Origin of the sequence: Actinacidiphila yanglinensis (genome assembly GCF_900107965.1) — a bacterium.
Lineage (GTDB): Bacteria > Actinomycetota > Actinomycetes > Streptomycetales > Streptomycetaceae > Actinacidiphila > Actinacidiphila yanglinensis.
The window spans coordinates 45,864-72,022 of sequence record NZ_FNVU01000034.1 but is presented as its reverse complement, the minus strand read 5'-3'; the positions used below and the strand labels follow the sequence as shown (position 1 = coordinate 72,022).

The following is a 26,159-nucleotide window of genomic DNA, read 5'->3' as shown; positions in this document are numbered from 1 at the left end:
ACCACGGAGACCTCGCGGACCACGCCGTCGGCCACGGCGTGGATGGCGCACCAGTCCGCCAGTTGCGGCACCAGGGTGCGGCTGACCCGGACCATTCCGGCGTCCCCGTCGAGCGTGCTCGCCAGCGCGGAGGTGGCGGCGGACAGCAGCGCCAAGCGGTCTAGGGCGTCCTGCAGGGCGCCGGGAGCTTCGTCGTCCATGTCCAGCCCCTCCCTCGCGGTCCGCCGGGCGTTCACGGGCACCCAGCCGGCCCCTGCCCTGGGCCGCGCGGTGGCATTGTCCGGAACGGGTCGCCGTGCGCGCGGTACGCGTACCTGTCGGCCCCCGGCGAGCTCAGTGGCTGCCGGACGGCGGCGTGCGCAGCCGCACGTGCAGCTCACCGTCGGCCGTCCGGGTGTCGAACGCCGGCTGAGGGGCCGTGGCGGGGCCGGTCGTGTTCCAGCCGTCGGCGAGCCGGAAGGCGCTGCCGTGCCACGGGCAGTGCAGGCAGTCGTCCACCACGTTCCCCTCCGACAGCGGGCCCCCGTCGTGGCTGCACAGGTCGGCCAGCGCGTGACAGGAGCCATCGGCGGTGCGGACCACCGCGACCGGCACCTGTCCCACCATACGGCGCACCGGCTGCCCCTGTGGGAACGCGTTGACCGGGCCCACGGAGTGCCAGCCGGGCGGCACGAGACGGGGTACGGCGTCTGCGTGGTTCGCGCCGGACGCCTGGCGGTAGGCCAGATGGCCGCCCGCTGCCGCGGCGGCGCAGACCGTGCACAGCCCGGCCAGCGCGTAGGCGCGTCCGCGCAGCGGGTGGCCGGTGAGGCGGGCGGTGAGGGAGACGGCATAGCAGGTGAGGGCGCCGACGTTCAGGGCGGCGTGCAGCAGGCCGACGCGCGCTTGCTCCGGCTCCAGCTCCGCCCAGTCGACGAGCCCGGCGGCCGCGGCGGGAAGGGCGCCGCCAAGGCCCACGGCGATGAGGAGGCCCGCCGCCCGTCCGCCGCCTGGCGTCCAGTCCAGGACCTCGGCCGAGATCCAGGCGCCCACCGGTACTTGCACCAGCACGGGGTGTACCGGATGGCCCAGCCACCGGCCGTGCAGCAGGTCCCTGCCCTTGCCGAGCGGAACGGCCCGCACCGCACGCCGCAGTGCCTCGGCGACGCCGTCCAGCATCTCGGCCCGCTCGATCCGGTCCATGAGCCCGAGGACGCGACCGGGACCAGCAGGATCCGGCAGCGTGCGGCGGACCAGCTTCTCAGCCGTCGATGATCTCTTCACCGGGCTCACCCCTTTCCGCCTCGACCATCGCATGGGCCCGCGGTCCCGGCGCGTTCATCGCCGCCCGCCGTGACGCGCCGGCGGCACCTCTCCTGCTCCGTATGCGGGGAGTGCTCAGCGGCCGATGGCGTCCTTGGCGCGGTCCATCATCGCCGCGAAGGGACCGGTCAGTTTCAGCACCGTGGGATTGCCTGCTGCCGAGGGGTGGGGGTGGCTCGGTGCGAGGTGTTCGGCCAGTCGCATCCGGGTCGCCATGGCCTGGCGCTGTTCGGGAGTGCACTCCGACACGAGCGCCGGGAACTCCCAGCGCTCCTCGTGCTCGGCATGCTCGTTGACGGCCTGAGCGAACTCGCTGAGCAGCGCGTCGAACTCGGGGCTGGAAACGTCCATGCCCTCCAACTCCTGCAGGACCCGGCTCGCCTCCTTCTCCTCCACGTTCCGGGCATCGGCCTCCTGCGCCGGCGGCTTGCCGGGCCATGGGGCGTACGACGAGCTCCTCCGCGGCCTCGTGAACGGCCAGCAAGGCCCGCAAGGCGTCAAAGGTATGCGCCCTCTCCTCGCCCCGCGCGGCCGAGACCTGGCCGAACAGCTCGCGGATGAGCGTGTGTTGCTTCAGGAGCAGCGCCACGACGTCGTCCTCCGGCAAATCCGTCGTGGTCCTCGGTTCAGCGGGGGTGTTCACGGTCGGCTCCTTCTTCCGGTCGATTGCGGACATGTCGCCCTGTCGGCTGTCCGGACCGCCGGGGCGCAAACGTCGCTTGGAGCACTCCGTGGTGCCGTCCGATCTGTGGCTGAGCCGTCGGGGAAAGCCGGAATACCCTGAGGTTCGGCGGATGGCGGCAGCCGTGGCTTCAGCCCCGGGCTCATGGAGCGCATCCTTTTGCCCGGGCGGGGTACGCGAGAATCGTGCTTCTCGGGGTCGGCGCGGAATTCTCGTCTGGAGGGCGACGATGGGCCTCACGTTGCGCGAAATCAGAGTATTGCGGGATATCGAGTTGTCATTGGCGCGAGACGATCCGTGCCTTGCCCAGCAGCTCTCGCATTTGACGCTGACGTCGGCTACCGCTGAGGACGAGCGCCGCGCCGCGGAGTCGTCACCCGGAGACACCGCTCGCCGTTTCGCGAAGAGGTGTGGCGCGCTCACTCTCGTGTTGCTCGCGGTGTCCGACCTGCTGCTGTCCACTGCGGTGCTCTATGCCGCGGGTGCGGCCGCCCTGGCCACACTGGTGAGCGGGCTGTTCGCCCGGGTCGTCGCACGCGGGAGGCGGGCGGCCGTGCGCTCATGAGCCGGGGAAAGCGTGGAGGGAGGCGTCGTTCACGGTTCGGCGCACGGTCCATGTGTGCGCTTCGACCGCTCGGAAGGAATGACCGATTGACCGCCGGGCACACGCGGAGGGGGAGGTTGATCATCATGGGACCGTTGCTTCTTGTTCTTCTTCTGGCTCTCATCCTTTTCGGCGCAGGGTTCGCGTTGAAGATTCTGTGGTGGGTCGCTGTCGTGGTTCTGGTCGTGTGGCTGCTGGGATTCGTCGTCCGTTCCACGAATTCCGGTGGCGGGCGCGGCCGTTGGTACCGGTGGTAGTCGCACACATCGCCCGGACGGGGGTGGGGCGCCGCTCGACGTGCGCCCCACCCCCGTCCTTGTGTCGCAGCACTCGGCTTGGGGCGACATACGGCGGGCCGGCAGGCTCCGGGTGCACGCCCGGATGCCGTGGATCATTCGTGCGGCTATTCCGTCTGGCGTGCGGGGCGGACGAGCCGCTGCCGGGGTTCGGCGCCGGGTTCGTGGCTGAACAGGGAGTGGGCGCCGGTGAGTTGCAGTATGCGGATGACTGGTGGCGACATCTGGGACACGGTCAGGGCGACGCCCTGATCGGCGGCGCGCTGGCGCACGTGGAGCAGGGCGTTGAGTCCGGAGCAGTCGAAGAACGCTACATCGCCGAGGTCGAGGTCCAACGTGCCGGGGGAGCGGGCCAGGCAGCCCGTCAGGATCTCGTTCATCAGCGGCGCCGTGCTGAGGTCGATCTCGCCGGCGACCGCGGCGCGGGTGAGCTCCGCGCGCTCCACGAGACGTACGGCGATGTCCGAGTCGAAACTCGTGAACGCACTGGTCGTGGTCGGCTCGCCGGTGCGGGGCTCTGGCTTGCCCCGTGCGGGCAGGCGGAGCTCCGAAGCGGTCATTGAGGCCTCCGTGTATCCGTCTGTCAGCGTCTGCCGATCAGAGTGCCCGTCGACACTAGGCACGTCAATGAGTACATGAAAAGTAAGTCGTGTATTGAGTCGCGTGAATCGCGGGACCTACGATGGGTCGATGGACGAACCAGCCGACTCGCGCCCCTCCTGGACCTTCCTGACCAACCACGCACGGGTCCTGGCTGCCATCGCCCGAGATCCGGGCACCCGGGTGCGTGACATCGCCACGCGTTGCCTGCTGACCGAACGCGCAGTGCAGCGGATCATCGTGGACCTGGAGGAGGGCGGCTATCTCTCCCACACGCGCAGCGGGCGCTCGAACCGCTACGAGATCCCTGAGGGCACGACATTGCGGCACCCCGCGGACGTCGGCCCGACCGTCGCGGACCTGCTCACCCTGCTCGACCTCGGCTCCGACGACGCGCGGCGCTGAGGTGCGTCGGCGTCGCGCCTGAGCAGTTGTGGCGCGCGGCACGGTAGCGAGCGGCTGTTTCAGGGAGCGTCGGCACCCGGGATGGTGCGACGTGGCGGCGGGCCGTATCCGCCAGGTGTGTCCTCGGACTCGGCGTCCGCCCGCAGATCCCGAAGGCGACGGGTCAGCAGCCGCAACACGGGTGTCCTTGCGGTGTGCTCGGTCTCGTAGTGGAGCAACGCTTCTACCTGGTCACGGTCGAGGGAATCCACTCGTGCCTCGATGGCGACCTGTGGAAGGTGTTCGTAGCCGTCTATCGGAAGGTGGCGCGGCGCGGGGATCCCGGGTTTGGCGTCGAACTCGTCCACTCTCATCACCTCTCCTGCGGGCTTTTCTGCTCTTCTGATGCGCGCGAGGACATGGAAGGCGGCGGTGTCCCGACAGGCGTGCGACCGGACAGCGTCGTCGCCTCCGCATCCAGCGTGGTGCGACCGGGTGGGCTGGCGAGCGGTCGACCAACCTCGGGCCGGTTCAGCGCGTCCCGGTAACAACTGCCGCAGCTCCGTTGTTCGGTAGTGTCACCTCGCCTTCCTCGCGGCGTTGCGCGCGGATCCGATGGGTAAGCGCGGTGGATGGGACGGCCGCCATGGCACGTAAGGACCCTGCGCAAGGGCGCTGTGCAGGACAGCGGTCGTCGTCGAGGCTGACGGTCGACGGAGGGTGGTGCGATGTGGGTCGGTGAGGTCTTCAAGGGCAGCCCCGGAGACATTCCCGCAGCTCGGCGTCTGGCGGGGGAGTTGGTCGGGCGCATGGGCGAAGGTGGCGCAAGAGTGCCTGCCACCTTCGCTTCCGACGTCCAACTGGTGGTGAGTGAGCTGGTGACCAACGCGGTGAAACATGCCGGTGGGCAGTGTGGTCTTGAACTGCGGGCCGCCGAAGACGCCATGGAGATCACGGTGTGGGACACCTCCGGCCATGGAGTGACGGTGATGGAGCCCGATCCTTTGCGGGTGGGTCGACATGGTCTGGAGATCGTGCGGAAGCTGTGCGACGAGTTGACGGTGACCACCACGCCTTCGGGGAAGCGGATCACCGCGCGGATGGCGGTGCGGCCGAGCGCCGTGTGAGCGACTGCCGTAGGCCGTGTGCCCGGTCGTCCTGCGGTTCGGCGGGGCGATGCACACCTCGCACACGCTACGAGTCGTCGCCGTGGCTGCGGACGATCTCCTTCATCTTGGCAACCGCGAAGCCCCAGCCCTGCTCGACCGTGGGCTCGGCGGGGACGGCAATCTCGTCGGGGTTGGTGACGACGTCGAGCAGTACGGGCCCCCGGATGCCCAGCGCGGTGCGCACGGCCTCGTCGAGTTCGGCGGGGTCGGTGACACGTATGCCGGTGAGCCCCAGTGCGGTCGCGACCGCGGCGAAGTCGGGGTTGTCCAGGACGGTTCCGAACTCGGGAAGGCCGGACTGCTCCTGTTCGAGCTTCACCATGCCGAGGCGGCGGTTGTCGAAGACGACGAGCGTCACCGGAAGTTCGTACGTCCTGAGCGTCATCAGGTCGCCGAGCAGCATGCTCAGACCGCCGTCTCCGCAGAACGCGACGACCTGCCGGTCGCGGTCCAGGAGTTGCGCGCCGAGCGCCTGCGGCATGGCGTTGGCCATCGAGCCGAGGTTGTACGAGCCCAGCAGGCGGCGCGTGCCGCGCATCTCCACGAACCTGGAGAGCCACACCGTGGCCATGCCGGTGTCGGAGGTGAAGACGGCGTCGTCGGCGGCGTACCGGTCGACGGCGGCGGCCAGCGCCTCGGGGCGGATGTCGTGGTCGCGGTTGTCCAGCGCCGAACGGACCCGTCCGATCAGGCCCTTGTCGTGGCCGGGGGCGGCCAGCCGGTCCTGGCCCTCGCGCCAGGACGCGAAGTGCTGCACGGCCTTGTCCAGGTGGGCGCGGTCGGTCGCGCCCGCACCGGCCGGTCCGGACAGGTGGGCGAGCAGATCGCGGACCGTTGCGCCGACATCGCCGACCAGACCGATCTCCACCGGCACTCGGCGCCCGATATGGGTGGGCTCGGTGTCGACCTGGATGACGGTGCGGCCTTCGGGATACCAGTCCCGGTACGGGAAGTCGGTGCCCAGCAGCAGGAGGGTGTCGGCGTCCTGGAGCGCGGAGGCCGCGGCGGGGTTGCCGATCAGCCCGGTCTGACCGACCTGGAAGGGGTTGTCGCCCTCGAAGCCCTCCTTGGCCTTCAAGGTGAGCACCATCGGCGCGGCCAGCCGGTCGGCGAGCGCGAGGACCTGGTCGCGGGCCTCGCGCGCGCCCTGCCCGACCAGGAGCGTGACCCGCTCGGCCTCGTCCAGCAGGTCGGTGGCCGCGCGCACGGCGGCCTCGTCCGGGCGGGTGGTCGGCGTGGTGAACGAGAGACGGAACGGCCGGTCGTCGGGGAGTTCCTTCTCGCCGATGTCACCAGGCACCGTCAGCACCGCAACACCCTTGCGCCCCAGGGCGTTGCGGACCGCGGTCTCCAGCAGCAGCGGCAGTTGCTCGGGGGAGGTGATCGTGGCGCGGAAGACGGCCACGTCGCTGAAGAGCGCGTCGTTGTCGACCTCCTGGAAGTAGCCGCTGCCCAGCTCCGTCAGCGGCACCTGTCCGGCGATGGCCAGCACCGGGGTGTGGCTCTTGGCCGCGTCGTACAGGCCGTTGAGCAGGTGCACCGAGCCGGGGCCGACCGTGCCCATGCACACCGCGAGTCGGCCGGTCAGCTGGGACTGGGCGCTCGCGGCGAAGGCCGCGGCCTCCTCGTGCCGACAGCCCACCCACTCCACGCCGTCGGTGGTGCGGAGCGCGTCGGTCAACGGGTTGAGGGCGTCGCCGACGACGCCGAAGACCTGGCGCACTTCGAGTTCGGCGAGAGCGTCCACGATGACGCGGGCGACGGTGCGGGGCACGGTTCCTCCAACGGGGTGGGCGGGACGGCTCAGAAGTGGTCGGGGTCGGCGGCGGCCCAGTCGGCGGCCCATGACGCCGGCGGCTCGGCCAGAAGCTGCCCGGGGGACAGCCAGTCGTACAACTCCTCGTAGGAGCGGACGGTGTACGGATCGATCCGCCGCCGCAGCATGCGCGGATGCAGCTGGGACGCGTCGGTGACGCCCATGGACGCCATGATCTGCAGGGCGCTGTCCACCGTCGCGGACTGCAGGCGCCGCACGCGGGCCGACTTGTCGCCCACATCCAGCGCGCGGGCCCGCCGTGGGTCCTGGGTGGTGACGCCGACCGGACAGGTGTTGGTGTGGCAGCGCTGGGCCTGGATGCACCCGACGGCGAACATCATGGCGCGGGCGGCGTTGCCGTAGTCGGCGCCCTGGAGCAGTCGCTTGACGAGGTCGGAGCCGGTGGCGATCTTGCCGCTGGCACCGATCCGGACCCGGTCCCGCAGCCCGGCGCCGACCAGCGCGTTGTGCACGGTGATCAGCCCCTCCGTGAGTGGGGTGCCGACGTGGTCAGCGAACTCCAGCGGCGCCGCGCCGGTGCCCCCCTCGGCGCCGTCGACGATGATGAAGTCCGGTGCGGTGCCCTCCTCGACCATCGCCTTGCAGACCGCGAGGAACTGGCCTCGCGAGCCGACGCAGAGCTTGAACCCGGCCGGTTTGCCGCCGGACAGCTCGCGCATCCGCGCGACGAACCGGACCAGTTCGCGCGGGGTGCCGAACACGCGGTGGTAGGGCGGCGACACGACGGTCCGCCCCTGCGGGACGTCCCGCACCCGGGCGATCTCCGCGTTGACCTTGGCGCCGGGCAGCACACCTCCGATACCGGGCTTGGCTCCCTGGGAGAGCTTCAGCGAGACGCATTTGACGTTGTCGAGACCGGCCTTGTCGGCGAACTCGACGGGGTCGAAGCCGCCGTCCTTGTCGCGGCAGCCGAAGTAGCCGGTGCCGATCTCCCAGACCAGGTCGCCGCCATGCCGCAGGTGGTACTCCGACAGGCCCCCCTCGCCCGTGTCATGAGCGAACCCGCCGGCCGCGGCTCCCTTGTTGAGGGCCATGACCGCCTGGGCCGACAGCGATCCGAAGCTCATGGCGGACACGTTCAGCAGGGCCATGTCGTAGGGCTTGGCACAATCCGGGCCGCCGATGCGTACCCGTGGCGGCTCGTCGGGTACCGGGCGCGGAGCCATGGACGGGACGAGGAACTCGTGGCCGGTCGCGTAGACGTCCCGCTCGGTGCCGTACGGCTCCTCGGCGTCGGTCCCCTTGGCCCGCTCGTAGACGATGCTGCGGGTGTCACGGTCGAATGGGCGCCCGTCGAAGTTCCGCTCGATGAAATACTGCTGGAGCTCCGGGCGGATTTTCTCCAGCAGGAAACGGGCGTGGCCGAGGACCGGGTAGTTGCGCAGTACCGAGTGGCGCCGCTGCAGCAAGTCGTACAGGCCGAGCAGGCCCAGCGCGGCCAGCGGCACCACGGCGGCCCACCACCACGGATCGGCCACCACCGCGGCGAGAGCCGCGGCGACGGCGGCGAGGAGGGTCACGGCCACGACAAGGGATCTCATCACCCCGGCCGCCTTACCGCCCAGGCCCTGTCCATGCTGCCTGCCGCGTCAAGTTCCGGTCATGCCGGCGGTCCGCGGATCCTCACTGGTCGTGTCGCGCTCCGATCCGTATGCCGGGACGACGGCGGTGAACGGTCAGGTAGGACACGCCGCCTTCGCCCGCGGTGAATCCCCGGGCGGCGCCGTGCGGAAGCTGTGCGACGAGTTGACGGTGACCACCACGCTGCTGGGGAAGCGGATCACCGCGTGGATGGCGGTGCGGCCGAGGCCGTGTGAGCAACTGCCGCAGGCCATCTGCCCGGTGGCTTCGCGGTTCGGTGGCGCGACGTGGTTGCCTACTTGTCGGTGAGCATTCCAGCACGGAGGTTTCCCAGCAGGCGGGTGAGCAGGCGAGAGACATGCATCTGCGAGCAACCCAGCTCCGCACCGATCTCCGATTGGGTCATCTCCTGGCCGAAGCGCATCTGCAAGAGGCGGCGATCCCGGTCACCGAGTTCATCGAGGAGCGGCGCGAGCGCCTGGAAGTCCTCCACAAGATCCATCTCCGGGTCGGGAGCGCCGAGAGAGTCCACGTACGGGCGGCTGCCTTCGAGATCACCGTCGTCGTCGGCGGGCAGGTCGATCGAGCCGGCGGTGTAGCCGTTGGAGGCCACCAGGCCCTCAACGACCCTCGTCCTCGGTGATCTCCAGGTACGCGGCGAGTTCGGCGACGCTGGGAGTGGCGTCCAGCACCGCGGTGAGGTGGTCCCGGGCCTTGGCCAGCTCCACCCTCAGTTCCTGAAGCCGGCGTGGTACATGCACAGCCCAGCTGGTGTCCCGGAAGAACCGCTTCATCTCGCCGACTACGTAGGGAACGGCGAAGGTGGTGAACGCCACCTCACGGCTCAGGTCGAACCGGTCGATCGCCTTGATCAGCCCGAGGGTGCCGACCTGAACGATGTCCTCCATCTCGTCCCGGCCGCGCATACGGAACCGCCGGGCGGCGAACCGCACCAACGACATGTTCATCTCATCAACGTGCTGCGTGCGTAGGAGTACACGCGCGTGCCCTCCTCGAAGCCCTGCAGCCGGTCGAAGAACAGCTTCGACAGCGCCCGCGCGTCCTTTGGGGCCGTCGTCCGTGCCTCTTTGATGAGTGGCAGCCCACCTACAGTCGAAACGTCGCGGCCGATTGCGCCGGCCCTGCGGTTGTTCCTGCCTCGTACGTGGCTACCGTCATGTGATCGCCTCACGTTGCCGAGTGTGTCCAACCTCGCGTACCCGCGATCGCCGCCGGCACACCCTGGCCGCGACATAGCCGGTGGGGAGCAGATCCCACAGGCAACCGGTGACCTTGGACAACGTCGCCAGATCTACCGTCCCAGCCTTCGTGGAAACCTGGATGTTGGCATCACCTATGGGTTCGGGTCACCGAGTAGCCGTCGTTACACGTCCAGCGGACCTGATCCTGCCTGGCGGTCAGCGCTACGCATCTTACGTCCGAGCGGGCGGCCGCCAGCACCCGCCGCAGTTCCCCGTCGGAATAGCCCGGCACTTGCCCGGGATTCGCGACGGTGCGCACCCGCAGAGCGCTGTGGACCTCCGGCGCCATCTGCCCGGCCAGCGGCGGTAACCGCAGCACGTAAACCAGCTGCTTCCGTCCGGCGCACAGGTACCGGGCGAACTGCCGTACGTGCAGCCGCAGTTCACCCGGCTGCTCGGGATGGTCCGGCCCCTCATTCAGCGAGGTGAGCAACTGCCCCACCGGGCGCCACATGGACAGCGCCGAGGCCACGGTGCGCAGGCCGCCGCTGGGGCCGATCCCTACCGCGCCGCAGCCGCCAGGTCCGCGTGCCAGCCGGGCCTCGCCCAGATCGATGAAGCCGAACGTACACCGCCGCCCGTCCTCGCCTTCGAACTCCACGCACACCGCGCCCAGTCAGGCCACCACGGCAGAACGCGCCTCCTACGTCCCGGCCGGCAGCGCTGCCCGCGCCCCGAGCCGGGTGCTGCCCGCTGCCGGGCACGCGGCTCCGGGCTCGGCAAGATCCGTTGGGTGGCTGAGCGCGCGTTCGCGTGGCTCCATCAGTTCAAAAGACTCCGTGTCCGCTAACTCGGATCTGGGCGGGCCGAGCTTCGACGGGCGTCATGGGTGGACGTTCGGCTGGGCTGGTACTCGTAGGGCGAGCATGGCCACGTCGTCGTCGTTGGCCGCGGGGCGTACGCGACTGAGGATCTGATCGCAGAAGGAGTCCAGGGGGCGGTGGGCGAGGGCGGCGGCGTGGCGGCGCAGGCGTTCCAGCCCCTCGTCGATGGACGCGCGTGGATCCTCCACCAGGCCGTCGGTATACAGGAGCACTGTGGACTGGGGGGGGAAGGTCGATGGCCGCATCCGGTCGCTCGGGTGAGATCCCGGTCCCCAGCAGGAGCCCGTGTCCGTCGGTGAGGAACCGTGCCTGGCCGTTGTAGTCGATGAGCAGCGGCGGGAGGTGGCCGGCGTTGGTCCACTGCAGACGCCACGTCCCGGAGGTGTCGCGGTGGAGGCGGCCGAAGACGAGCGTGGCCATGCTCACGGTGGTCAGATGCTCAGCGGTTTCGTCCAGTTGGCCGATAATGCTGCCCGGGTTCTCCCATCGGGCCCAGGCTTGCGCGCGAACCATGTTGCGCAGCTGCGCCATCCCCGCGGCGGCCTCCAGGTCGTGCCCGGCGACGTCGCCGATGGCCAGGGCGAAGGATCCGTCTCGCAGAGGGAACATGTCGTACCAGTCCCCGCCGACCTGTGAGGCGTCGGGGGCAGACAGGTAACGGGCGGCGGTCTCCAGGTGTGGCACCAGTGGGAGCTTCGGGAGCAGGTGGTGTTGCATGGTCTGCGCGACACGGACCTGCCGTTGGTAGAGCCGGGCGTTCTCCAGCGAGATCCCGGTGCGCAGGGCGATGTCCTCCAACAGGGCGATGTCGTCACTGTTGAAGCGCGCTGCGTCCTGCGTCCGGCCGAGCGTGAGGGCGCCAAGCACCTCCCGCGGGCCGCGGATCGGCCCGATGACCGCGGACTGAATGCCGGTGGCGGCGAACAGCCGGCGCTGTTCCAGCGCGAGACCGGAATGGAGATCTCCCTCGTAGGTGGCCGGCGTCGCCAGTTTCGCTGCCCCGCCCCTGAGCGCTGCGGCGAGGGGGAGCGGTGAGTCGGCTGGCACGGGTGGGAGCGGTCCGCACAGGTCAGCCCGGTCCGTCAGTCCGCCGTTGGCCGAGCGGACGACCAGCCTGCGCCACACCTCGCCGCCTTCGGCCCTCAGGTCCACCACCACCCAGTCCGCCAGACGAGGCACAACGATCTGGGCAAGCCGCCGAAGTGCCGCGTCAGGGTCCAGAGTCGTGGTGAGGCGCGAGGTCGTTTCGGCCAGCAGGGCCAGACGCTCCAGTTCCGACAGCGAGGCGACGGCCAGTCCCTGCTCACGATCGGCCGAGGCCACGGAAGGCTGGTGGAACACCACCAACGCCCCCGTACTCTCCTTCCCGCGCCGCAACGGAGTCACCAGCCACGACACGGGCAGAAGGGAACCGTCACCGCGCTCGAACCAGCCCGCCTGCTCCGGTGCGGTGCGCCCGGCAAGCATGGCCTGCAGCGCACGGCACCCGACACGGTCCGCCTGCCTGCCCGAGCTGTCGCGGTGCAGCAGATCGTGCGCATCCTGGCCCACGAGGTCGCGCGCCGGGCGAGCGAGCAATACCTCGCCGCGCGGATTGACCGCAGTGATGACGCCCTGGCCATCCACGGTGTAGGCCCCGGCCTCCACATCGCCCAAGACGTCGTTCATGCCACCGCCGAGCCCACCGGCACTCACTCGCCCCGCTCTGTACTTTGAGAATCAGTCATCCTCGCCGCCTTTCGAAGCATCACTGCAGTTGAGCGTTTCACAGCACGGCAGCGCCACCTCGTAAGCCACGCTAGGAGAACCAGCGCGGAGGTCCTGGCGCGGCGGCGGAGTCGGCAACCTGCGCGGATACGCGACCGCGCGCGCTTGCCCGATGCGCGCCGGTGGCGGGTAGTCCGGTCTCGGGGATCAACGGAGCAGCCGTTAGCGCTAAGCCCCGGGAAGGGCTTGTGAGCTGCTGAGCGGTCGGGGATGCGTACTATCGCGGACCGATATCGATTTCGTCACTTCGGTGGTGTGGCGGGGAAGGCAGGCCCGGGTGCGGGAGTTCCAGCGGGGCGCGGTGCGGCTGCACATCCTTCACCACGCGGCCGAGGAAGAGATCCACGGTGCGGCGGATGGCCAAGGAGCTGGCCTCGCACGGCTACGAGATCAGTCCCGGCACCCTGTACCCGACGCTGCACCGGCTGGAAGGGGTCTGGTGCAGGGTTGGGTGACAGGTTGACCTGCCTCACCATTTGGGTTCCTGGCTCGGTGGCAAACTGGCAGCTGGGATGGTGTGGTTCTCGGAGATTAGCTCGTACTCGATGGGGGTGCGGTAGCCCAGTGCTGAGTGTCTTCGCTGGCGGTTATAGAAGATCTCGCTGAACTCAAAGATCGCGTTGGCCAGTTCGACCCGAGTCTTCCACCGCTTGCGGTTGAGCAGCTCGGTCTGCATCAAGGACCAGAACGATTCCATCATCGCGTTGTCCAGGCCGTCCCTGACGGTTCCGAACGACGGCAGAAGACCGGCTGAGCGGATCCGCTCTCCGAAGCCCCAGGAGGTGAACTGGGTTCCATGATCGGCGTGAACGATCCCGCCCGGCTCAGGGCGGCGGTTGCGGATTGAACCGTTCCGGGTCTGATGGAGACTCTAGATCTTGACTGTGACCTGGGGTTTCTTGTCGGTCAGCTGGTAGTTGGATTCGTATTCTGCGGGTGGGATGTGGCCTATTTCACCGTGCAGGCGACTTCTCCTTCCAGCCCGACCTCGACCCGCGCAAGATCAAGGACCTGGCCACCTTGTCCTTCCTTGAGGACAAGGCCAACGTCGCCCTGCTCAGGCCGCCCGGCGTCGGCAAGACCCACATCGCGGTCGCTCTCGCGGTCGCCGCCTGCCGGGCCGGCCACTCGATCTACTTCACCAGCCTCGACGACATGGTCCGCCACCTCAAAACCGCCGAGGAACAAGGCCGGCTGATCAGCAAACTCGGCACCTACCTGCAACCCAGCGTCCTGGTCGTCGACGAGGTCGGCTACCACCCCCTCGAACGCGCGGAGGCGAACCTGGTCTTCCAGGTCATCTCCAAGCGGTATGAGAAGGGATCGATCATCCTGACCTCGAACAAGACCTTCAGCGAATGGGGCCAGGCCTTCGGCGACGAGGTCCTGGCCACGGCGATCCTCGACCGCCTCCTGCACCACCGCGAGGTCGTCTCGATCAACGGCAACAGCTACCGGCTCAAGAACCGCCTTCAGGCCATCGAGAGGGACAGCGAAGTGGCGCGAGTGTTCCGCCACGCTGTCAGACCCGGCGCATAGGGTCGAACTGGATGGGGCCGGATCCGAGGCCACCAGCACCGGAGAACGGCAGCCTCCCTGGTCTGCGTCATATCGGCCGTAGTCGTGCGGGCGGCTGTTGCGCCGAAGCTCCCGGCTGACCGTCGACGGCGCCCGTCCGAGCAGGCCCGCTATCTCTCGGATCGTCAGTCCGCGCTCTCTCAGCGTGGCGATCTTGCGGCGCTCCAGCAGTGACAGGTACCTGCCCGACCGGGAGGTCTCCGGGAGGTAGTCCGGCTTGAGGCCACCGTTCTCCGCCCGCCACCGGTACCCCGTCTTACGCCCGATCCCGAGTTGCCTGCACGCCTCGACGCTGCCCACCCCCGCGGCCAGAAGCCGCCAGTACTCGGCCTCGAGCTCCAACCTGCGCTTGCGTCCCCGCCTCGCCATCAACACCCCACAATGATCAAGGAATGTTGCGACAAGCGTTAGAACCCAAGCGTCGAAAGTGGGTCACGATTCACGCGTCGCCGACAGCTGCCGACAGAACCGGAGACAACGAGTTCTGCCGGCTGAACCTGCCCGCCGCCTGATCGGCCTCCGGCCGAACCGGCCGGCCCGCACGATGCGCGCTCAGATCAACAGGTCGAAGAGTTCGAAGGCTTCGTCCCACTGATCCGTGGATGGGCGGCGGGTGTCGCGGGCGATGGTTTTGAGGGCGCGGGCGAGGGCGACGCTGAGGCCGCCGGCCAGATCGGGCAGCCGCTGCTGGGTCTCCTCGGCAGCGTCCATGCCGAGGGCTGGGCGGGCGGCGAGTTGGTCGAGCAGCGGGCGCAGTTCGATGCCCTCCTCCAGCTTCTGGAAAGCGTGGACGCTCTCCTGCAGGCCTTTGGTGACCGGCAGGTCCTGCGGCTCGATGACGTCCCGGTTGTTGGCCTTGGCATCGGCGGTGCCGATGAGGAAGAGGTCGTAGAGCTTGGCGTCCACGAAGTCGTTGTAGCGCTTGAGGTCGTTCTTGCTGACATCAAGGCCAGCGGCCGCGCGGAAGAAGCGCTCAAACTTGGGGACTCCCATGGCGGGCATGTCATGTCACCTTCTCGTGGCGGTGGTGGGCTGAGGTCAGTTGGCTGACGTCATCGGATGGCGGGTGGTCCCACCTCCCCGAGGTGCTCGTGAGCCAGGCGGACGGCCATGGCTCCCTCACCGACGGCGGAAGCCACCCGTTTCACCGAGCCGCTGCGGACGTCGCCGACGGCGAAGACTCCTGGCAGACTGGTCTCCAGGGCGAGGGGGGAGCGGGCGAGGGGCTTCCAGAGGTCCGCTGTTACCTGGGCCACGTCCTGCCCGGTCGGGATGAAGCCGCGCCGGTCCAGGGTGACGGCGTCGGTGAGCCAGGAAGTGGCGGGGCGCGCGCCGATGAAGACGAACAGGGCGCGGGCTGCCAGCACCTGCTGCTCGCGGGTGCGGTTGTCCTCGACGATGAGGGATTCGACCCGGTCCTCGCCGGTGACCTCCCGGACTTCGGTATGCAGTTGGACATGGATCCGGGGGTGCCGCTCGATCCGGTCGATCAAGTAACGGGACATGCTGTGTTCCAGGTCTCCACTGCGGACCAGAAGATAGACGGCGGGCGACTCGCGAGCCAGGAACAGGGCTGCTTGGCCGGCGGAGTTGCCGCCGCCTACGACGGCGACCGTGTCAAGACGACAGGTCCGCGCCTCCCAGAGGGTGGCGGCGTAATGGACCCCGAGTCCTTCGAACCGTTGGACGCCGGGGGCAATCAGCCGCCGGTAGCGGGCGCCGGTGGCCACCACGACATTGGTTGCTGCCACAGTGCCGCCGTCGGCGAGCCGCACCAGGCTGGTCCCGTCACGCTGTTCGAGGCCGGCGGCCTCGGCGGGGACGTCGATCCGCGCGCCGAACCGGTTCGCCTGTACGACGGCGCGTTCGGCGAGTTCCATGCCAGAGATCCCGGCGGGGAAACCGAGGTAGTTCTCGATGCGGGAGGAGGTGCCGGCCTGGCCGCCAGTCGCCACGGCGTCCAGGACGACGGTGGAGAGTCCCTCGGAGGCGCCGTAGACGGCGGCCGCCAGGCCCCCGGGTCCCGCGCCGACCACCACCAAGTCGCAGGTGGCCTCCGCGGCGGTATCGGTCCGTAGCCCGATGACCCGGGCGAGTTCGACGTTCGAGGGGTTGCGCAACACCCGGTAGTCGTGCCAGACGACGAGCGGGGTGTCCTCTGGAGCGATGCCCAGATGTGTGAGCAGCGACTCGGCCTCGGTGTCCTTCTCCAGGTCGGACCAGCGGTGCGGGAGGCGGTTGCGGGCAGCGAACTCCAGCAGCCGCCGCGTGTCGGGGGAGAGGGCGGAGCCGATGATACGGAAGCCCATGCCCGCGCCGGCCAGCATCCTACGGCGCAGCAGATAGGCCCGTAGGATCACGTCGCCGAGCGCGGGCTCGCGGCTGAGCAGGTCGCGAAGGGCAGTTGAACCCACCGCCAGCACCTTGCCAGGTGTGTTCACCACGGCGCTGAGGTACGCCAACTGACCCTCCAGTACGCCGAGTTCGCCTAGGAAGCTGCCCGGACCGTGCAACTGGACGACGTGCTCGTGGTCGCCTTGGCCTTCGACGACGGCCACCGTGCCGCTGAGGACGGCGAAGAACTCCTCGCTGGGTTCGCCTGCCCTGAGAAGTTGTTCCCCCTCGCGGACCGGCCGTACTTGTCCGCAGGATCTCAGGATTGCGATCTGGTCGTCCGTCAGCGGCGGATAGGCATCGTAGATATCGGCCGGCTGCGTGCGCATCGGCACGTCTCGCTCCCTTCGGTGGTAACAAGGCGGAGAGCAGAGGTGGAAAACAGAGGCGGAGGCATATGCGGAAGCAACACCGCCGGAAGCCGCGACGGGTGAGCTTGCCGGGCTCAGACCATCGCTTCGTGCACGAAACACCACCGCCAGTCCTCGCCGGGTTCGAACGACTGGACGATCGGGTGGCCGTCGGTCGCTGCGTGAGCACGGGCGTGCCGCATCGGCGAGGAGTCGCAGCAGCCGACGTGGCCGCAGGTCAGGCAGAGGCGGAGGTGCAGCCACTGAGTCCCCATGCGTAGGCAGTCCTCGCATCCCTGCGGCGTTCTGGGCGCAACGGACCGGACCATCGACAAGTGGGGGTCGCGAAAGCTGGTCATCAGTGCCTCCCTGAGGCGGGATCGGCTGCTCCATGGGATGCCGACAGCGACTCGTCCACCCACTTGCGCAGCTCGTGCGCAGGCGCGGCGCCGGTCTGGCGGGCGACTTGCCTGCCGTGGTCGAGAACCAGCAGGGTGGGTACGGCTTGGACCTCGAAGCGTCGGGCCAGGGCTGGGGACTTGTCGATGTCGACCTTGACGAGCTTGATTCGGCCGGCCAGGTCCTTGGCGACCTGTTCGAGGGCTGGGCTCACCATGCGGCAGGGGCCGCACCAGGTGGCCCAGAGGTCGACCAGCACGGGCAGGCTCGCCTGCTCGGCCACCTCCCCGAAGTCGGTGTCGCCCGCTTCGGCGATCCATGGCAGCGGGGCCCGACAGTTTCCGCAGCGCGGGCTGCCTTCCGCCGCGGCGGGTACGCGGTTGGTCCGGCCGCAGTTGGCGCAGGCGACCGTCCGTACCGGTGCCTCGACGCCGGCCGTGCTGCCTTCACGGCGGCCGCGGCCGCCGGGGCCTTCTGGAGAAGTACTCATCACGGCTCCTGCGGCTCGTCCTGGAGGGTGACGATCAGTTGGCCGTCCTCGGCGTCGACGAGGATGGTCACGCCTTCGCGTGCCTCGCCGCTGAGCAGCGCGCGGCCGATCCTTGTCTCGACCTCGTGCGAGATGAAGCGGCGTAGCGGCCTGGCTCCGTATACGGGGTCATAGCCCTCGGCGGCGATCAGGTGGCGGGCCGGCTCGGTGAGGACGAGCGTGATGCGCTGCTCGGAGAGGCGGTCGCGCAGCTCGTCGAGGAGCAGATCGACGATGCGCTCGATCTGCGCGATGCCGAGGGGGTGGAAGAGGACGATGTCGTCGACGCGGTTGAGGAACTCGGGGCGGAAATGGCCGTTGAGCTCGGTCATCACCAGCGCCCGCGCTTCGGGCTTGATCTCGCCGGCATGGGTGGCGTCCTGGAGCAGGTACTGCGACCCGAGGTTGGAGGTCATGATGATCACGGTGTTGCGGAAGTCGACGGTGCGGCCTTGCGCGTCGGTGATCCTGCCGTCGTCCAGCACCTGGAGCAGGGTGTTGAAGACGTCGGCATGCGCCTTCTCGATCTCGTCGAACAGGACGACGGAATACGGCTTGCGGCGCACCGCCTCGGTGAGCTGACCGCCCTCCTCGTAGCCGACGTAGCCGGGGGGCGCGCCGACCAGACGGCTGACGGTGTGCCGCTCCTGGTACTCACTCATGTCGAGACGGATCATGTTGGTCTCGCTGTCGAACAGCGCGGCGGCCAGGGTCTTGGCCAGCTCGGTCTTCCCCACGCCAGTGGGGCCGAGGAAGATGAACGAGCCGATCGGCCGGCGCGGGTCGCGCACTCCGGAACGGGCCCGAATCACCGCGTCGGCGACGAGCTGGACGGCCTCGTCCTGCCCGACCACCCGCTCGCGCAGGATCTCGTCCAGCTTGAGCAGCTTCTGCCGCTCGCCCTCCTGCAACCGGGTGACGGGGATGCCGGTCCACGCGGAGACGATCTCGGCGATCTCGTCGGCGGTGACCACCTCACGCAGCAGCCGGGTCTCGCCCTGTTTGGCGGCGAGTTGTTCCTCCTCTGCGGCCAGGCGGCGCTCCAGCTCGCTCACGGTTCCATACCGCAGCTGAGCGGCCCGGTTGAGGTCGTAGGCGCGTTCGGCCTCCTCTGCCTCCTGCCGGGCGCGCTCCAGCTCCTGGCGCAGTTCCTGCACCTTTCGTATGGCCTGACGCTCGGCCTCCCACTGTGCGTGCTTGGCGTCGACCTCGCCCCGCAGATCCGCCAGTTCATGCCGCAGGTCCTCCAGCCGCGCGCGGCTGGCCGGATCGGTCTCCTGATCCAGAGCGGCCTCCTCGATCTCCAGCCGGGTGGCCCGGCGGGTGAGCTCGTCGAGTTCGGCGGGCATGGAGTCGATCTCGGTCCGCAGCCGTGCGCACGCCTCGTCGACCAGGTCGATGGCCTTGTCCGGGAGGAAACGGTCGCTGATGTAGCGGTGGCTGAGGGTGGCGGCGGCGACCAACGCGTTGTCCTGGATCTTGACACCGTGGAAGATCTCCAGTCGTTCCCGGATACCGCGCAGGATGGAAACCGCGTCTTCGACGCTCGGCTCATCCACCAGCACGGTCTGGAAGCGACGCTCCAAGGCGGCGTCGGACTCGATGTGCTTGCGGTACTCGTCCAACGTGGTGGCACCGATCATGTGCAGCTCGCCGCGGGCCAGCATCGGCTTGAGCATGTTGCCCGCGTCCATCGCGCCCTCGGCGGCGCCAGCCCCGACGACGGTGTGCAGCTCGTCCACGAACAGCAGGATTCGGCCCTCGGCGCCCTTGACCTCCGACAGGACGGCCTTGAGGCGTTCCTCGAACTCGCCGCGGTACTTGGCTCCGGCCACCAGCGAGCCCATGTCGAGCGAGAACACCGTCTTGTCCCGCAGCCCTTCGGGCACGTCGCCGCGGACGATCCGCTGGGCCAGGCCCTCGACGATGGCGGTCTTGCCGACGCCCGGTTCGCCGATGAGGACTGGGTTGTTCTTGCTCTTGCGGCTGAGGATCTGGATCACCCGGCGGATCTCGGCGTCCCGGCCGATGACCGGGTCGAGGCGGCCGGTGCGGGCCTCGACGACGAGGTCGCGCCCGTACTTGTCCAGGGCCTCGTACGCCTCTTCAGGGTTGGCAGAGGTGACCCGTTGATTCCCGCGCACCGTGGTGAGGGCGGCGAGGAAGGAGTCCTTGCTGACGCCTTGTTCGCCGAGGCGCCGGCCGGCCGCGGTGGTCGAACCTTCGTTCACCAGGGCGAGCACCAGGTGCTCGGTGGAGACGTACTCGTCCTTGAGCCGCTTGGCCTCCTGCTCGGCGGTGTCGAGCAGTCGGGCCAGCCGCTGGGTGACCATGACCTGGCCGGGGGTGGCGCCCGGACCGGTCGTGCGGGGGCGTTTGGCGAGATCGGCTTCGACTGCGGCCCGCAGGGCGGCCGGGTCCGCGCCAGTGTCCGCCAGCAGACGGGTGGTCAGGCCGTCCTGCTGGTCGAGCAACGCCAGGAGCAGGTGCTCGCCGTCGACCTCGGTCTGGCCCATCCGTACCGCGACGCTCTGCGCTTCCTGCAGCGCTTCCTGGGACTTCTGGGTGAGGCGGTTCATGTCCATGTCGTCGGCTCCTTGGCGGCTCTTTCGCTGCGCCGCAGTGCGGTTTCCAGACGTTCGATGCGGTCGAGCAGGTCCAGGACGACGCCAACGGCCGCGTAGTTGAGGCACAGTCCGTCCCGTAGCCGCTGTACCCGGGCGAGGGCGGACGGCGCGTTCGGCCGGAACCACAGCCGGCCCCGGGCGTCACGTTCGGCGTCCACCAGCCCGAGGGCGACGAAGCGGCTGACGAGTTCGGGCGGCAGTCCGCTTCCGCTGGCCACCCGGGCCATGGGGAGTTGATAGGGGCTGGGACCGGTCCGGTAGACCCGCACCAGGGGATAGGCGGCCCTCGTACCTTCCTGTCCGGCGCCTTCGGTGGGAGAACGGCGTTCGGCTCTCATGTCGGCTTCCTCGGGTCGAAGGAGGAGACGGCGGCCAGTTCCTCGAACAACTCGCGCTCGCGGGGGCTGGGCGACGGCGGCACCATCACCTGGACTTCGGCGTAGAGGTGCCCGGGGGAGCCTTTCGGGTGCGGCATCCCCTCACCGCGCAGCCGCAGCCGGCGACCGGTGGAGGTTCCGGGTGGCACATGTACCTTGACTGTCCCGCCTGGACCGGCGATCGGCACTGTGGCCCCCAGTGCGGCCTCCCAGGCCGTGACCGGCAGATCGACGTGGATGTCGCGCCCGGCGAGGCGGTAGCGGGGATGGGGGGCGATGCGGACCACCAGATAGAGGTCCCCGGCGGAACTGGGCCCACGGCCCCGACCGCCCTCTCCCGCGAGCCGAATGCGCTGTCCGTCGACGACACCGGCCGGGATGGTGACGTCGTAGCTGCGTTCGCCCCCGGGCCCGCCGAGGGTGACCTTGCGTCGGCCGCCTCGATACGCCTCCTCCACGCTGAGCGTGAGTTCGGCCTCTTGGTCCGCGCCGGGGATCGGACCTCCCCGTCCGGCGCTGTCGGCCCGACCGCCAAAGATGCCTCCGAAGAGATCTTCGAAGTCCACGCCGGAGGCGTCGAAGTCGGTCTCGGTCCAGGTCCGGGAACTCGCCCGGTCGGCGCCCCGGGTGCCTCCGAAGGGACTGCCGCGGTAGGCGCCGGCTCCGCCGCCGAATCCCTGGCCGGCCGCGACACGGTCGTCGTAGTCCTCCGGAATCTGCCGGAAGTCGGGTCCGAAGCGGTCGTAGCGGGACCGCGTGTCGGGGTCGGACAGCACGCTGTATGCCTCATTGATCTGTTTGAACCGCTCCTCGGCGGCCGGATCGCGGTTGACGTCCGGGTGGTAGCGGCGTGCCAGGGTACGGAAGGCCTGCTGGATCTCGGCGCCGTCGGCGGTGCGGGGGACGCCCAGCACCTCGTAGTAGTCCTCTGCCATGGCGGCCTCACTCCTGCTTGCCGCTGACCGCTACCGCGGCCGGCCGCAGCTGGCGGCCGGGCTCGCCGTAGCCGGGCCGCAGGACCTGGACCACGGTGCCCGGAGCGGTGTCCGGTTCATCCACCACGGTCACCACCTCGTGCTGCCCGGGGTCGAAGGGGACGCCGGTCTCCTCATGACGGGGGTAGCCGAGGCTTCGCAACACCTCGACAGCCTGATCGCGTACCGCCCGGACTCCGCTGACGATCGCGCCGGGGTCGTCGGCGCCCGCATGGGCGAGGGCCAGTTCGAGGTTGTCGACGACCGGGAGGAACGCCGCGGCCACCTTGGCCCGCTCGGCCTCCCGTTCCCGGGGAAGTTCACGGGCATAGCGCTTGCGAAGGTTGTCGAGGTCGGCAAGTGCTCGACGCCACCGGTCCTCGAGCTCCTCCACCTCGGGGCCGCGGGGCGAAGGCGCCGTCTCCTGCTCCCCGGCTTCGGAGGGTCGCGGGGGCGTCGGCGGTGCGGGCGTCCCCTCCGGCGACGTCTGCTCGGAATCTGGCGGGGAACGGTCCTCCGCGGGACGCGTCTGTTCCTGATCCGACATGGCGCCGCCTCAGCTCTTCTCGAAATCGGCGTCGATGACGTCGTCGTCGCCCCTCGAGGATCCGCCCTCGGGACCTTGGCCGGGCGCCGCGCCGGGCTCGGCCTCGCCCCGGCCTCCGCCGGACCCAGCAGCGTGGGCGGCCAGCGCCGCGTGGATCTGCTGGAGTTCGGAGGTCAGGTTCCGGGACCGTTCCGCAGGCGCCTCCTCCTTGACGGCGGAACGCGCCTCATCGATGAGCAGTTGGGCACGAGCCCGCTCGTGCTCCGGTGCGGCGTCGCCGAGGTCGTCCAGCCGACGCTCCACCTGGTACGCCGCGGCGTCGAGTTCGTTACGGGCGTCGATGGCCTCGCGCAGGGCCAGGTCACTGGTGCGGTTGCTCTCGGCCTCGTCGATCATCCGCTCGACCTCGGACGGGTCGAGGTTGGAGCCCTCGCTGATGGTGATCGACTGCTCGGCGCCGGTGTCCCGGTCCTTGGCGCTGACCTTCAGAATGCCGTTGGCGTCGATGTCGAAGGTGACCTCGATCTGGGTCTCCCCGCGCCGTGCCGGTCGCAGGTTCTCCAGCCGGAAGCGGCCCAGCACACGGTTGTCGGCAGCCAGTTCCCGTTCGCCCTGGAGCACCACGATGTCCACGGCCGGCTGGTTGTCCTCAGCCGTGGAGAAGGTCTCGGACCGGCGAGCAGGAATGGTGGTGTTCCGCTCGATGATCTTGGTCATCACGCCGCCGGCCGTCTCGACGCCCAGCGACAGGGGCGTGACGTCCAGCAGCAGGACGTCCTTGACCTCGCCCTTGAGCACGCCGGCCTGGATGGCGGCGCCCAGCGCCACCACCTCGTCGGGGTTGACGCTCATGTTCGGGTCCTTGCCGCCGGTCATCCGGCGAACCAGGCTCTGCACGGCCGGGATGCGGGTCGAGCCTCCGACGAGAATGACCTCGTCGATGTCGTTCTCGCTGACCTTGGCGTCGCTCATCGCCGTCCTGACCGGTTCGAGGCAGCGTTCCACCAGGTCGGAGGTGATCTGCTCGAAGGTGGAGCGGCGGACCGTCTCGGTGAGATGCTTCGGCCCGGAGGCGTCCGCCGTGATGAACGGCAGGCTCACCTGGGTCTGGCTGACCGAACTCAGCTCGGTCTTCGCCTTCTCCGCCGCCTCGAACAGGCGCTGCAGAGCCTGCGGGTCCTTGCGCAGGTCAATGCCTTCGGCCTTCTGGAAGCCGTCCGCCAAGTGGTCCACCAGCCGGCGGTCGAAGTCGTCGCCGCCCAGGTGGGAGTCGCCTGCGGTGGCGCGAACCTCCACCACACCGTCGCCGACGTCCAGCAGGCTGACGTCGAAGGTGCCGCCGCCGAGGTCGAAGACCATGACCGTCTCGTGGCCCTTCTTGTCCAGCCCGTAGGCCAGCGCCGCGGCGGTCGGTTCGTTGATGATCCGCAGGACTTCGAGGCCGGCGATCTTCCCGGCGTCCTTGGTGGCCTGCCGCTGGGCGTCGTTGAAGTACGCCGGTACGGTGATGACCGCCTCGGTCACCTTCTCGCCGAGCGACTTCCCGGCGTCGTCGGCGAGCTTGCGCAGCACCTGCGCACTGATCTCCTCCGGCGCGTACTGCTTTCCGTTCACCTCGAAGCGGGCCACCCCGCCGGGCCCCTCGACCACGTCGAAGGAGACCGCCCTGGCCTCGTCGGAGATCTCGTCGTAGCGACGTCCGATGAACCGCTTCGCCGAGGTGATGGTGCCTTTGGGGTTGAGGATCGACTGCCGGCGTGCGAGCTGTCCGACCAATCGCTCGCCGTCATCGGAGAAGGCGACCACCGACGGGGTCGTCCTGGCCCCCTCGGCATTCGGGACGACGGTGGGCTCGCCGCTTTCCCAGGCCGCGATGACCGAGTTGGTGGTACCGAGATCGATGCCTACTGCCTTCGCCATGGAAGTCTCCTCTGTCGCGACGCGGGACCGATCAATCGGCGCGCTGTAGGGCGTCGGAGCCGTACGCGCCTTTCGCCAGCGTCGCGCGGTGAGCCGCGTGCTCACTCGCCCTGGCGGGACCAATCCGCACCCCCGTTCCCGTCCGCCAGGACGAGGACACGGTGCGCCTCTCAGGTGAAACCCCGGGCCGAGCGGCGTAGCGTTGAAACTCAAAAGCCGCTGTCGAGCCGCGAATGGATCCGCGATGGACGCTGCTCCCTTGCCGACGGCCGGGCCCCGCCACCCCATCCCGCAGCCGGGGAGCGCCCGACACACACTGCTACGGCTGGTGACGGCCATGCTCGACGGCGAAGACGAGCGTGAAGTGCTGTGGGGTGCCATGGCGGCGATCGCCGCCACCGGCCCTTTCATCGCCGAAGCGGCGTATGCCGTGCACGGCGGTCTGGCGCGACGATGCCCGCCGTCGCGGGTGGCCGCCCCCGCCACCGTCCAGCCGGGGTGCGCGGCAGCATCCGAGCCGGCGGAGGCGGAGCCCACCGGCGAAGCCGCAGCTGAGGCGGGCACCGCCGAGGAGGTGGCGGCCGACCTGCTCGACCGCCGGATCGGCGCTCTGGACGGCTACAGCAGGCATCTGCGCGACTTCGGAGGGCTATGGGTACAAGCCATCGCGCTGCGGTACCGGGACCACTGCCTTGGCTATCTCGTCGTCCGGTCCCCGACCTCACCCTCCGCCGAGGAGACGGCCCTGACCAACCTCCTCGCCCAGCAGACCGGGATCGCCCTCGCACGCTTCACCGGGAGACAAGGAGAGCCGGCCCGAGACGGCCCGGAGAGCTCGCCCGGCATCGAGGATCAGCCGGCAACCAGGAGCGGATCACCCATCGCCGGCCTCAGCACGACCGTGTCTGCCCTGACCTCGCGACTCGCCCTCCACGACGCGCTCTCCCGTGCCGCCACTTCAGGCGAAGGCGAGGCCGGAATCCTCCAGGTCCTGCACGACAGCACGGGATTCGCGGTCCGCACCGAGGACCGCTTCGGCAACCCGCGGGCCGAGGTGGGCCCAGGCCGGAACGAACCACAGACAGGGCTCAGCGGCAGACCGCACCCAGAACCGGAGAACCAGCGCCAGGATGCCCTTATACAGAGCGTGCGACGCCGGCCCGGAGCTTTCCGGGACCGGGATCGGCTGGTCGTCCCCATCCAGATGGCCGGAGATCTGCTCGGCGTGGTCACACTGATCGATCCGAACCGGCGAACCACGGAAACGGACAGCTCAGCGCTCGAACAGGCTGCTCTGGTGCTGGCTCCCCTGCTCTCCCACGAGCGCAGACTGGCCGAGCTGGAGCCCCATCTGCGCCGGGACCTGGTCGACCGGCTGATCGCCGGTGAGGCGAACAACGACGTCTTCACCCAGGCCGCAGCCCTGGGCCACGACCTGCGCCGGCCGCACAAGGCCGCCGTACTGGACTGGCCCGGAGCGACCGAGAGGGCCGCACTCGGCGACGCGGTGGCACGGGCGGCGCAGCGGCTGCATCGGGACGTGCTCGTCGGCTCTCGCGGCGCGACCACCGTCGTCCTGGAGGCCGACGAGGACCGGTGTGATCCCGGAGGTGAGCTGTACAGGGCCGTTTCGGACGAACTCGGCACCGGAGCCGGCTCGATCGGGGTCGGCGGCCGCTGCGACGTCTGCACCGAACTGCCACACTCCTACGATGAGGCAGTCCGCGCCCTCACCGTCCGCCGCCGTTCTCAGGACCCGTACGGCAGCACCGGCTTCGAGGAGCTGGGTCTGTGCCGCATGATGGGCTCCGGCGAAGGCGAACGGGAAGCTGACCGCTTCGTCCGCGAGTGGCTGGGCAAACTATTGGACTACGACGCCCGCCACCACACCGAACTGGTGACGACGCTCTCGCGCTATCTGGAGAGCGGAGGCAGCTACGGGACGACCTCGGAGACGCTGCTCATCCACCGCAGCACCGTCCGCTACCGCCTCCAGCGCATCCGCGAGATCACCGGGCACGACCTCAGTGATGTCGAAACCCGCCTCAACCTGCACGTCGCCACCCGCATACGCAACGTGATCGACGCACCCCGCTGAACGGATATGCCCGCGCTCGCACGTACGGGCCGCGGCACGCGACCGGCCCGTCTCGCGA

Annotated in this window: 23 protein-coding genes and 7 pseudogenes; 8 read left to right on the top strand and 22 right to left on the bottom strand. The window is 69.4% G+C overall.

All coding sequences use genetic code 11. The features are described from left to right. The 4 genes and pseudogenes from C4U44_RS40345 to C4U44_RS43550 form a co-directional block, all read right to left on the bottom strand. Positions 1 to 200 (bottom strand): annotated as a pseudogene (locus C4U44_RS40345) (DNA-binding protein); the annotation flags it as partial. A gap of 133 nt (positions 201 to 333) precedes the next feature. Further along, complete coding sequence (locus C4U44_RS40340; protein ID WP_235032712.1) at positions 334 to 1,182, bottom strand: Rieske 2Fe-2S domain-containing protein; 849 nt, start codon at positions 1,180 to 1,182, stop codon at positions 334 to 336. 195 nt (positions 1,183 to 1,377) lie between these two features. Next, complete coding sequence (locus C4U44_RS43160) at positions 1,378 to 1,698, bottom strand: hypothetical protein (RefSeq protein WP_235032708.1); 321 nt, start codon at positions 1,696 to 1,698, stop codon at positions 1,378 to 1,380. A gap of 76 nt (positions 1,699 to 1,774) precedes the next feature. Further along, positions 1,775 to 1,978: pseudogene (locus C4U44_RS43550) on the bottom strand (hypothetical protein); the annotation flags it as partial. 235 nt (positions 1,979 to 2,213) lie between these two features. Here C4U44_RS43550 and C4U44_RS41810 point away from each other — a divergent pair. Both C4U44_RS41810 and C4U44_RS43155 read left to right on the top strand, forming a co-directional pair. Continuing rightward, positions 2,214 to 2,549, top strand: a complete 336-nt coding sequence (locus C4U44_RS41810) for a DUF3040 domain-containing protein (protein WP_160145213.1) — start codon at positions 2,214 to 2,216, stop codon at positions 2,547 to 2,549. Positions 2,550 to 2,674: 125 nt separating this feature from the next. Next, positions 2,675 to 2,845 carry a hydrophobic protein gene (locus C4U44_RS43155; protein ID WP_069463087.1) on the top strand — a complete coding sequence of 57 codons (171 nt, stop codon included), beginning with the start codon at positions 2,675 to 2,677 and terminating at the stop codon, positions 2,843 to 2,845. A 146-nt stretch (positions 2,846 to 2,991) separates the two neighbouring features. On the opposite strand, the gene C4U44_RS40320 is transcribed toward C4U44_RS43155, so the two are convergent. Further along, positions 2,992 to 3,444 (bottom strand): STAS domain-containing protein, encoded by a 453-nt coding sequence (locus C4U44_RS40320; RefSeq protein ID WP_103891099.1) that lies wholly within the window; start codon positions 3,442 to 3,444, stop codon positions 2,992 to 2,994. A gap of 130 nt (positions 3,445 to 3,574) precedes the next feature. On the opposite strand from C4U44_RS40320, the gene C4U44_RS40315 reads away from it, so the two are divergent. After that, positions 3,575 to 3,889, top strand: a complete 315-nt coding sequence (locus C4U44_RS40315; RefSeq protein WP_103891098.1) for a helix-turn-helix transcriptional regulator — start codon at positions 3,575 to 3,577, stop codon at positions 3,887 to 3,889. 59 nt (positions 3,890 to 3,948) lie between these two features. Here the strand turns inward: C4U44_RS40315 and C4U44_RS40310 are convergent, their stop codons facing one another. After that, positions 3,949 to 4,236: a hypothetical protein gene (locus C4U44_RS40310; RefSeq protein ID WP_146088467.1), complete on the bottom strand. Its 288-nt coding sequence runs from the start codon at positions 4,234 to 4,236 to the stop codon at positions 3,949 to 3,951. 360 nt (positions 4,237 to 4,596) lie between these two features. Here C4U44_RS40310 and C4U44_RS40305 point away from each other — a divergent pair, with 360 nt between their 5' ends. After that, a complete protein-coding gene (locus C4U44_RS40305) occupies positions 4,597 to 4,995 on the top strand; it encodes an ATP-binding protein (RefSeq protein ID WP_103891096.1) in 399 nt (132 codons plus the stop codon). Positions 4,996 to 5,062: 67 nt separating this feature from the next. On the opposite strand, the gene C4U44_RS40300 is transcribed toward C4U44_RS40305, so the two are convergent. The 4 genes and pseudogenes from C4U44_RS40300 to C4U44_RS42205 all read right to left on the bottom strand — a co-directional run bounded on the left by C4U44_RS40300 (position 5,063) and on the right by C4U44_RS42205 (position 10,318). Beyond that, positions 5,063 to 6,811: a thiamine pyrophosphate-dependent enzyme gene (locus tag C4U44_RS40300; protein ID WP_103891095.1), complete on the bottom strand. Its 1,749-nt coding sequence runs from the start codon at positions 6,809 to 6,811 to the stop codon at positions 5,063 to 5,065. Between the two features lie 29 nt (positions 6,812 to 6,840). Continuing rightward, positions 6,841 to 8,415: an FMN-binding glutamate synthase family protein gene (locus C4U44_RS40295; RefSeq protein WP_103891094.1), complete on the bottom strand. Its 1,575-nt coding sequence runs from the start codon at positions 8,413 to 8,415 to the stop codon at positions 6,841 to 6,843. Between the two features lie 335 nt (positions 8,416 to 8,750). Then, positions 8,751 to 9,710: pseudogene (locus C4U44_RS40285) on the bottom strand (SigB/SigF/SigG family RNA polymerase sigma factor). 95 nt (positions 9,711 to 9,805) lie between these two features. Continuing rightward, positions 9,806 to 10,318, bottom strand: coding sequence for a hypothetical protein (locus C4U44_RS42205; protein ID WP_200823579.1), 513 nt, complete (start codon positions 10,316 to 10,318; stop codon positions 9,806 to 9,808). A gap of 99 nt (positions 10,319 to 10,417) precedes the next feature. Here C4U44_RS42205 and C4U44_RS40280 point away from each other — a divergent pair. Then, a pseudogene (locus C4U44_RS40280) lies at positions 10,418 to 10,504 on the top strand (IS5/IS1182 family transposase); the annotation flags it as partial. Here the strand turns inward: C4U44_RS40280 and C4U44_RS40275 are convergent. Next, the gene (locus C4U44_RS40275; protein ID WP_456053412.1) at positions 10,485 to 12,209 is read right to left on the bottom strand and encodes a SpoIIE family protein phosphatase; all 1,725 of its coding nucleotides are present in this window, start codon (positions 12,207 to 12,209) and stop codon (positions 10,485 to 10,487) included. The pseudogene C4U44_RS40280 and the gene C4U44_RS40275 overlap by 20 nt on opposite strands. A 455-nt stretch (positions 12,210 to 12,664) precedes the next feature. On the opposite strand from C4U44_RS40275, the gene C4U44_RS43815 reads away from it, so the two are divergent. Beyond that, positions 12,665 to 12,763, top strand: a complete 99-nt coding sequence (locus C4U44_RS43815; protein ID WP_235032707.1) for a helix-turn-helix transcriptional regulator — start codon at positions 12,665 to 12,667, stop codon at positions 12,761 to 12,763. Between the two features lie 14 nt (positions 12,764 to 12,777). Here C4U44_RS43815 and C4U44_RS40265 read toward each other — a convergent pair. Next, positions 12,778 to 13,155, bottom strand: a pseudogene (locus C4U44_RS40265) (transposase); the annotation flags it as partial. Between the two features lie 119 nt (positions 13,156 to 13,274). Here C4U44_RS40265 and istB point away from each other — a divergent pair. Next, a pseudogene (gene istB, locus C4U44_RS40260) lies at positions 13,275 to 13,847 on the top strand (IS21-like element helper ATPase IstB); the annotation flags it as partial. A gap of 108 nt (positions 13,848 to 13,955) precedes the next feature. Here istB and C4U44_RS43755 read toward each other — a convergent pair. The 10 genes and pseudogenes from C4U44_RS43755 to dnaK all read right to left on the bottom strand — a co-directional run. Further along, positions 13,956 to 14,255, bottom strand: a pseudogene (locus tag C4U44_RS43755) (helix-turn-helix domain-containing protein); the annotation flags it as partial. Between the two features lie 183 nt (positions 14,256 to 14,438). Beyond that, positions 14,439 to 14,888, bottom strand: a complete 450-nt coding sequence (locus C4U44_RS40250; RefSeq protein ID WP_103891092.1) for a DUF1931 family protein — start codon at positions 14,886 to 14,888, stop codon at positions 14,439 to 14,441. Positions 14,889 to 14,938: 50 nt separating this feature from the next. Then, the gene (locus C4U44_RS40245) at positions 14,939 to 16,609 is read right to left on the bottom strand and encodes an FAD-dependent oxidoreductase (RefSeq protein WP_103891108.1); all 1,671 of its coding nucleotides are present in this window, start codon (positions 16,607 to 16,609) and stop codon (positions 14,939 to 14,941) included. 116 nt (positions 16,610 to 16,725) lie between these two features. After that, a complete protein-coding gene (locus C4U44_RS40240) occupies positions 16,726 to 16,989 on the bottom strand; it encodes a UBP-type zinc finger domain-containing protein (RefSeq protein ID WP_103891091.1) in 264 nt (87 codons plus the stop codon). Then, on the bottom strand, positions 16,989 to 17,519 hold the full coding sequence (trxA, locus tag C4U44_RS40235; RefSeq protein WP_103891090.1) for a thioredoxin: 531 nt from the start codon (positions 17,517 to 17,519) through the stop codon (positions 16,989 to 16,991). The genes C4U44_RS40240 and trxA overlap by 1 nt, the downstream gene beginning before the upstream one ends. Next, entirely contained in the window at positions 17,519 to 20,143 is a 2,625-nt protein-coding gene (gene clpB, locus C4U44_RS40230; protein WP_103891089.1) for an ATP-dependent chaperone ClpB, read from the bottom strand. Before clpB ends, trxA begins: the two co-directional genes overlap by 1 nt. Then, positions 20,134 to 20,523, bottom strand: coding sequence for a chaperone modulator CbpM (locus tag C4U44_RS40225; RefSeq protein ID WP_103891088.1), 390 nt, complete (start codon positions 20,521 to 20,523; stop codon positions 20,134 to 20,136). The genes clpB and C4U44_RS40225 overlap by 10 nt, the downstream gene beginning before the upstream one ends. Next, complete coding sequence (locus C4U44_RS40220) at positions 20,520 to 21,497, bottom strand: DnaJ C-terminal domain-containing protein (RefSeq protein WP_103891087.1); 978 nt, start codon at positions 21,495 to 21,497, stop codon at positions 20,520 to 20,522. Before C4U44_RS40220 ends, C4U44_RS40225 begins: the two co-directional genes overlap by 4 nt. A gap of 7 nt (positions 21,498 to 21,504) precedes the next feature. Beyond that, positions 21,505 to 22,083, bottom strand: coding sequence for a nucleotide exchange factor GrpE (locus C4U44_RS40215; protein ID WP_103891086.1), 579 nt, complete (start codon positions 22,081 to 22,083; stop codon positions 21,505 to 21,507). 9 nt (positions 22,084 to 22,092) lie between these two features. After that, positions 22,093 to 24,003, bottom strand: a complete 1,911-nt coding sequence (gene dnaK / locus C4U44_RS40210; protein WP_103891085.1) for a molecular chaperone DnaK — start codon at positions 24,001 to 24,003, stop codon at positions 22,093 to 22,095. Positions 24,004 to 24,340: 337 nt separating this feature from the next. Here dnaK and C4U44_RS40205 point away from each other — a divergent pair, with 337 nt between their 5' ends. Next, the gene (locus C4U44_RS40205) at positions 24,341 to 26,101 is read left to right on the top strand and encodes a PucR family transcriptional regulator (RefSeq protein WP_160145212.1); all 1,761 of its coding nucleotides are present in this window, start codon (positions 24,341 to 24,343) and stop codon (positions 26,099 to 26,101) included. Positions 26,102 to 26,159: the final 58 nt, after the last annotated feature.

What these genes read in the sequence shown, in the direction of transcription:
- C4U44_RS40340 (WP_235032712.1), bottom strand. Translation starts at nt 1,182, where the DNA reads ATGGACCGGATCGAGCGGGCCGAGATGCTGGACGGCGTCGCCGAGGCA.
- C4U44_RS41810 (WP_160145213.1), top strand. Translation starts at nt 2,214, where the DNA reads ATGGGCCTCACGTTGCGCGAAATCAGAGTATTGCGGGATATCGAGTTG.
- C4U44_RS43155 (WP_069463087.1), top strand. Translation starts at nt 2,675, where the DNA reads ATGGGACCGTTGCTTCTTGTTCTTCTTCTGGCTCTCATCCTTTTCGGC.
- C4U44_RS40320 (WP_103891099.1), bottom strand. Translation starts at nt 3,444, where the DNA reads ATGACCGCTTCGGAGCTCCGCCTGCCCGCACGGGGCAAGCCAGAGCCC.
- C4U44_RS40315 (WP_103891098.1), top strand. Translation starts at nt 3,575, where the DNA reads ATGGACGAACCAGCCGACTCGCGCCCCTCCTGGACCTTCCTGACCAAC.
- C4U44_RS40305 (WP_103891096.1), top strand. Translation starts at nt 4,597, where the DNA reads ATGTGGGTCGGTGAGGTCTTCAAGGGCAGCCCCGGAGACATTCCCGCA.
- C4U44_RS40295 (WP_103891094.1), bottom strand. Translation starts at nt 8,415, where the DNA reads ATGAGATCCCTTGTCGTGGCCGTGACCCTCCTCGCCGCCGTCGCCGCG.
- C4U44_RS40275 (WP_456053412.1), bottom strand. Translation starts at nt 12,209, where the DNA reads ATGAACGACGTCTTGGGCGATGTGGAGGCCGGGGCCTACACCGTGGAT.
- C4U44_RS43815 (WP_235032707.1), top strand. Translation starts at nt 12,665, where the DNA reads ATGGCCAAGGAGCTGGCCTCGCACGGCTACGAGATCAGTCCCGGCACC.
- C4U44_RS40250 (WP_103891092.1), bottom strand. Translation starts at nt 14,888, where the DNA reads ATGCCCGCCATGGGAGTCCCCAAGTTTGAGCGCTTCTTCCGCGCGGCC.
- C4U44_RS40245 (WP_103891108.1), bottom strand. Translation starts at nt 16,609, where the DNA reads ATGCGCACGCAGCCGGCCGATATCTACGATGCCTATCCGCCGCTGACG.
- C4U44_RS40240 (WP_103891091.1), bottom strand. Translation starts at nt 16,989, where the DNA reads ATGACCAGCTTTCGCGACCCCCACTTGTCGATGGTCCGGTCCGTTGCG.
- trxA (WP_103891090.1), bottom strand. Translation starts at nt 17,519, where the DNA reads ATGAGTACTTCTCCAGAAGGCCCCGGCGGCCGCGGCCGCCGTGAAGGC.
- clpB (WP_103891089.1), bottom strand. Translation starts at nt 20,143, where the DNA reads ATGGACATGAACCGCCTCACCCAGAAGTCCCAGGAAGCGCTGCAGGAA.
- C4U44_RS40225 (WP_103891088.1), bottom strand. Translation starts at nt 20,523, where the DNA reads ATGAGAGCCGAACGCCGTTCTCCCACCGAAGGCGCCGGACAGGAAGGT.
- C4U44_RS40220 (WP_103891087.1), bottom strand. Translation starts at nt 21,497, where the DNA reads ATGGCAGAGGACTACTACGAGGTGCTGGGCGTCCCCCGCACCGCCGAC.
- C4U44_RS40215 (WP_103891086.1), bottom strand. Translation starts at nt 22,083, where the DNA reads ATGTCGGATCAGGAACAGACGCGTCCCGCGGAGGACCGTTCCCCGCCA.
- dnaK (WP_103891085.1), bottom strand. Translation starts at nt 24,003, where the DNA reads ATGGCGAAGGCAGTAGGCATCGATCTCGGTACCACCAACTCGGTCATC.
- C4U44_RS40205 (WP_160145212.1), top strand. Translation starts at nt 24,341, where the DNA reads ATGCTCGACGGCGAAGACGAGCGTGAAGTGCTGTGGGGTGCCATGGCG.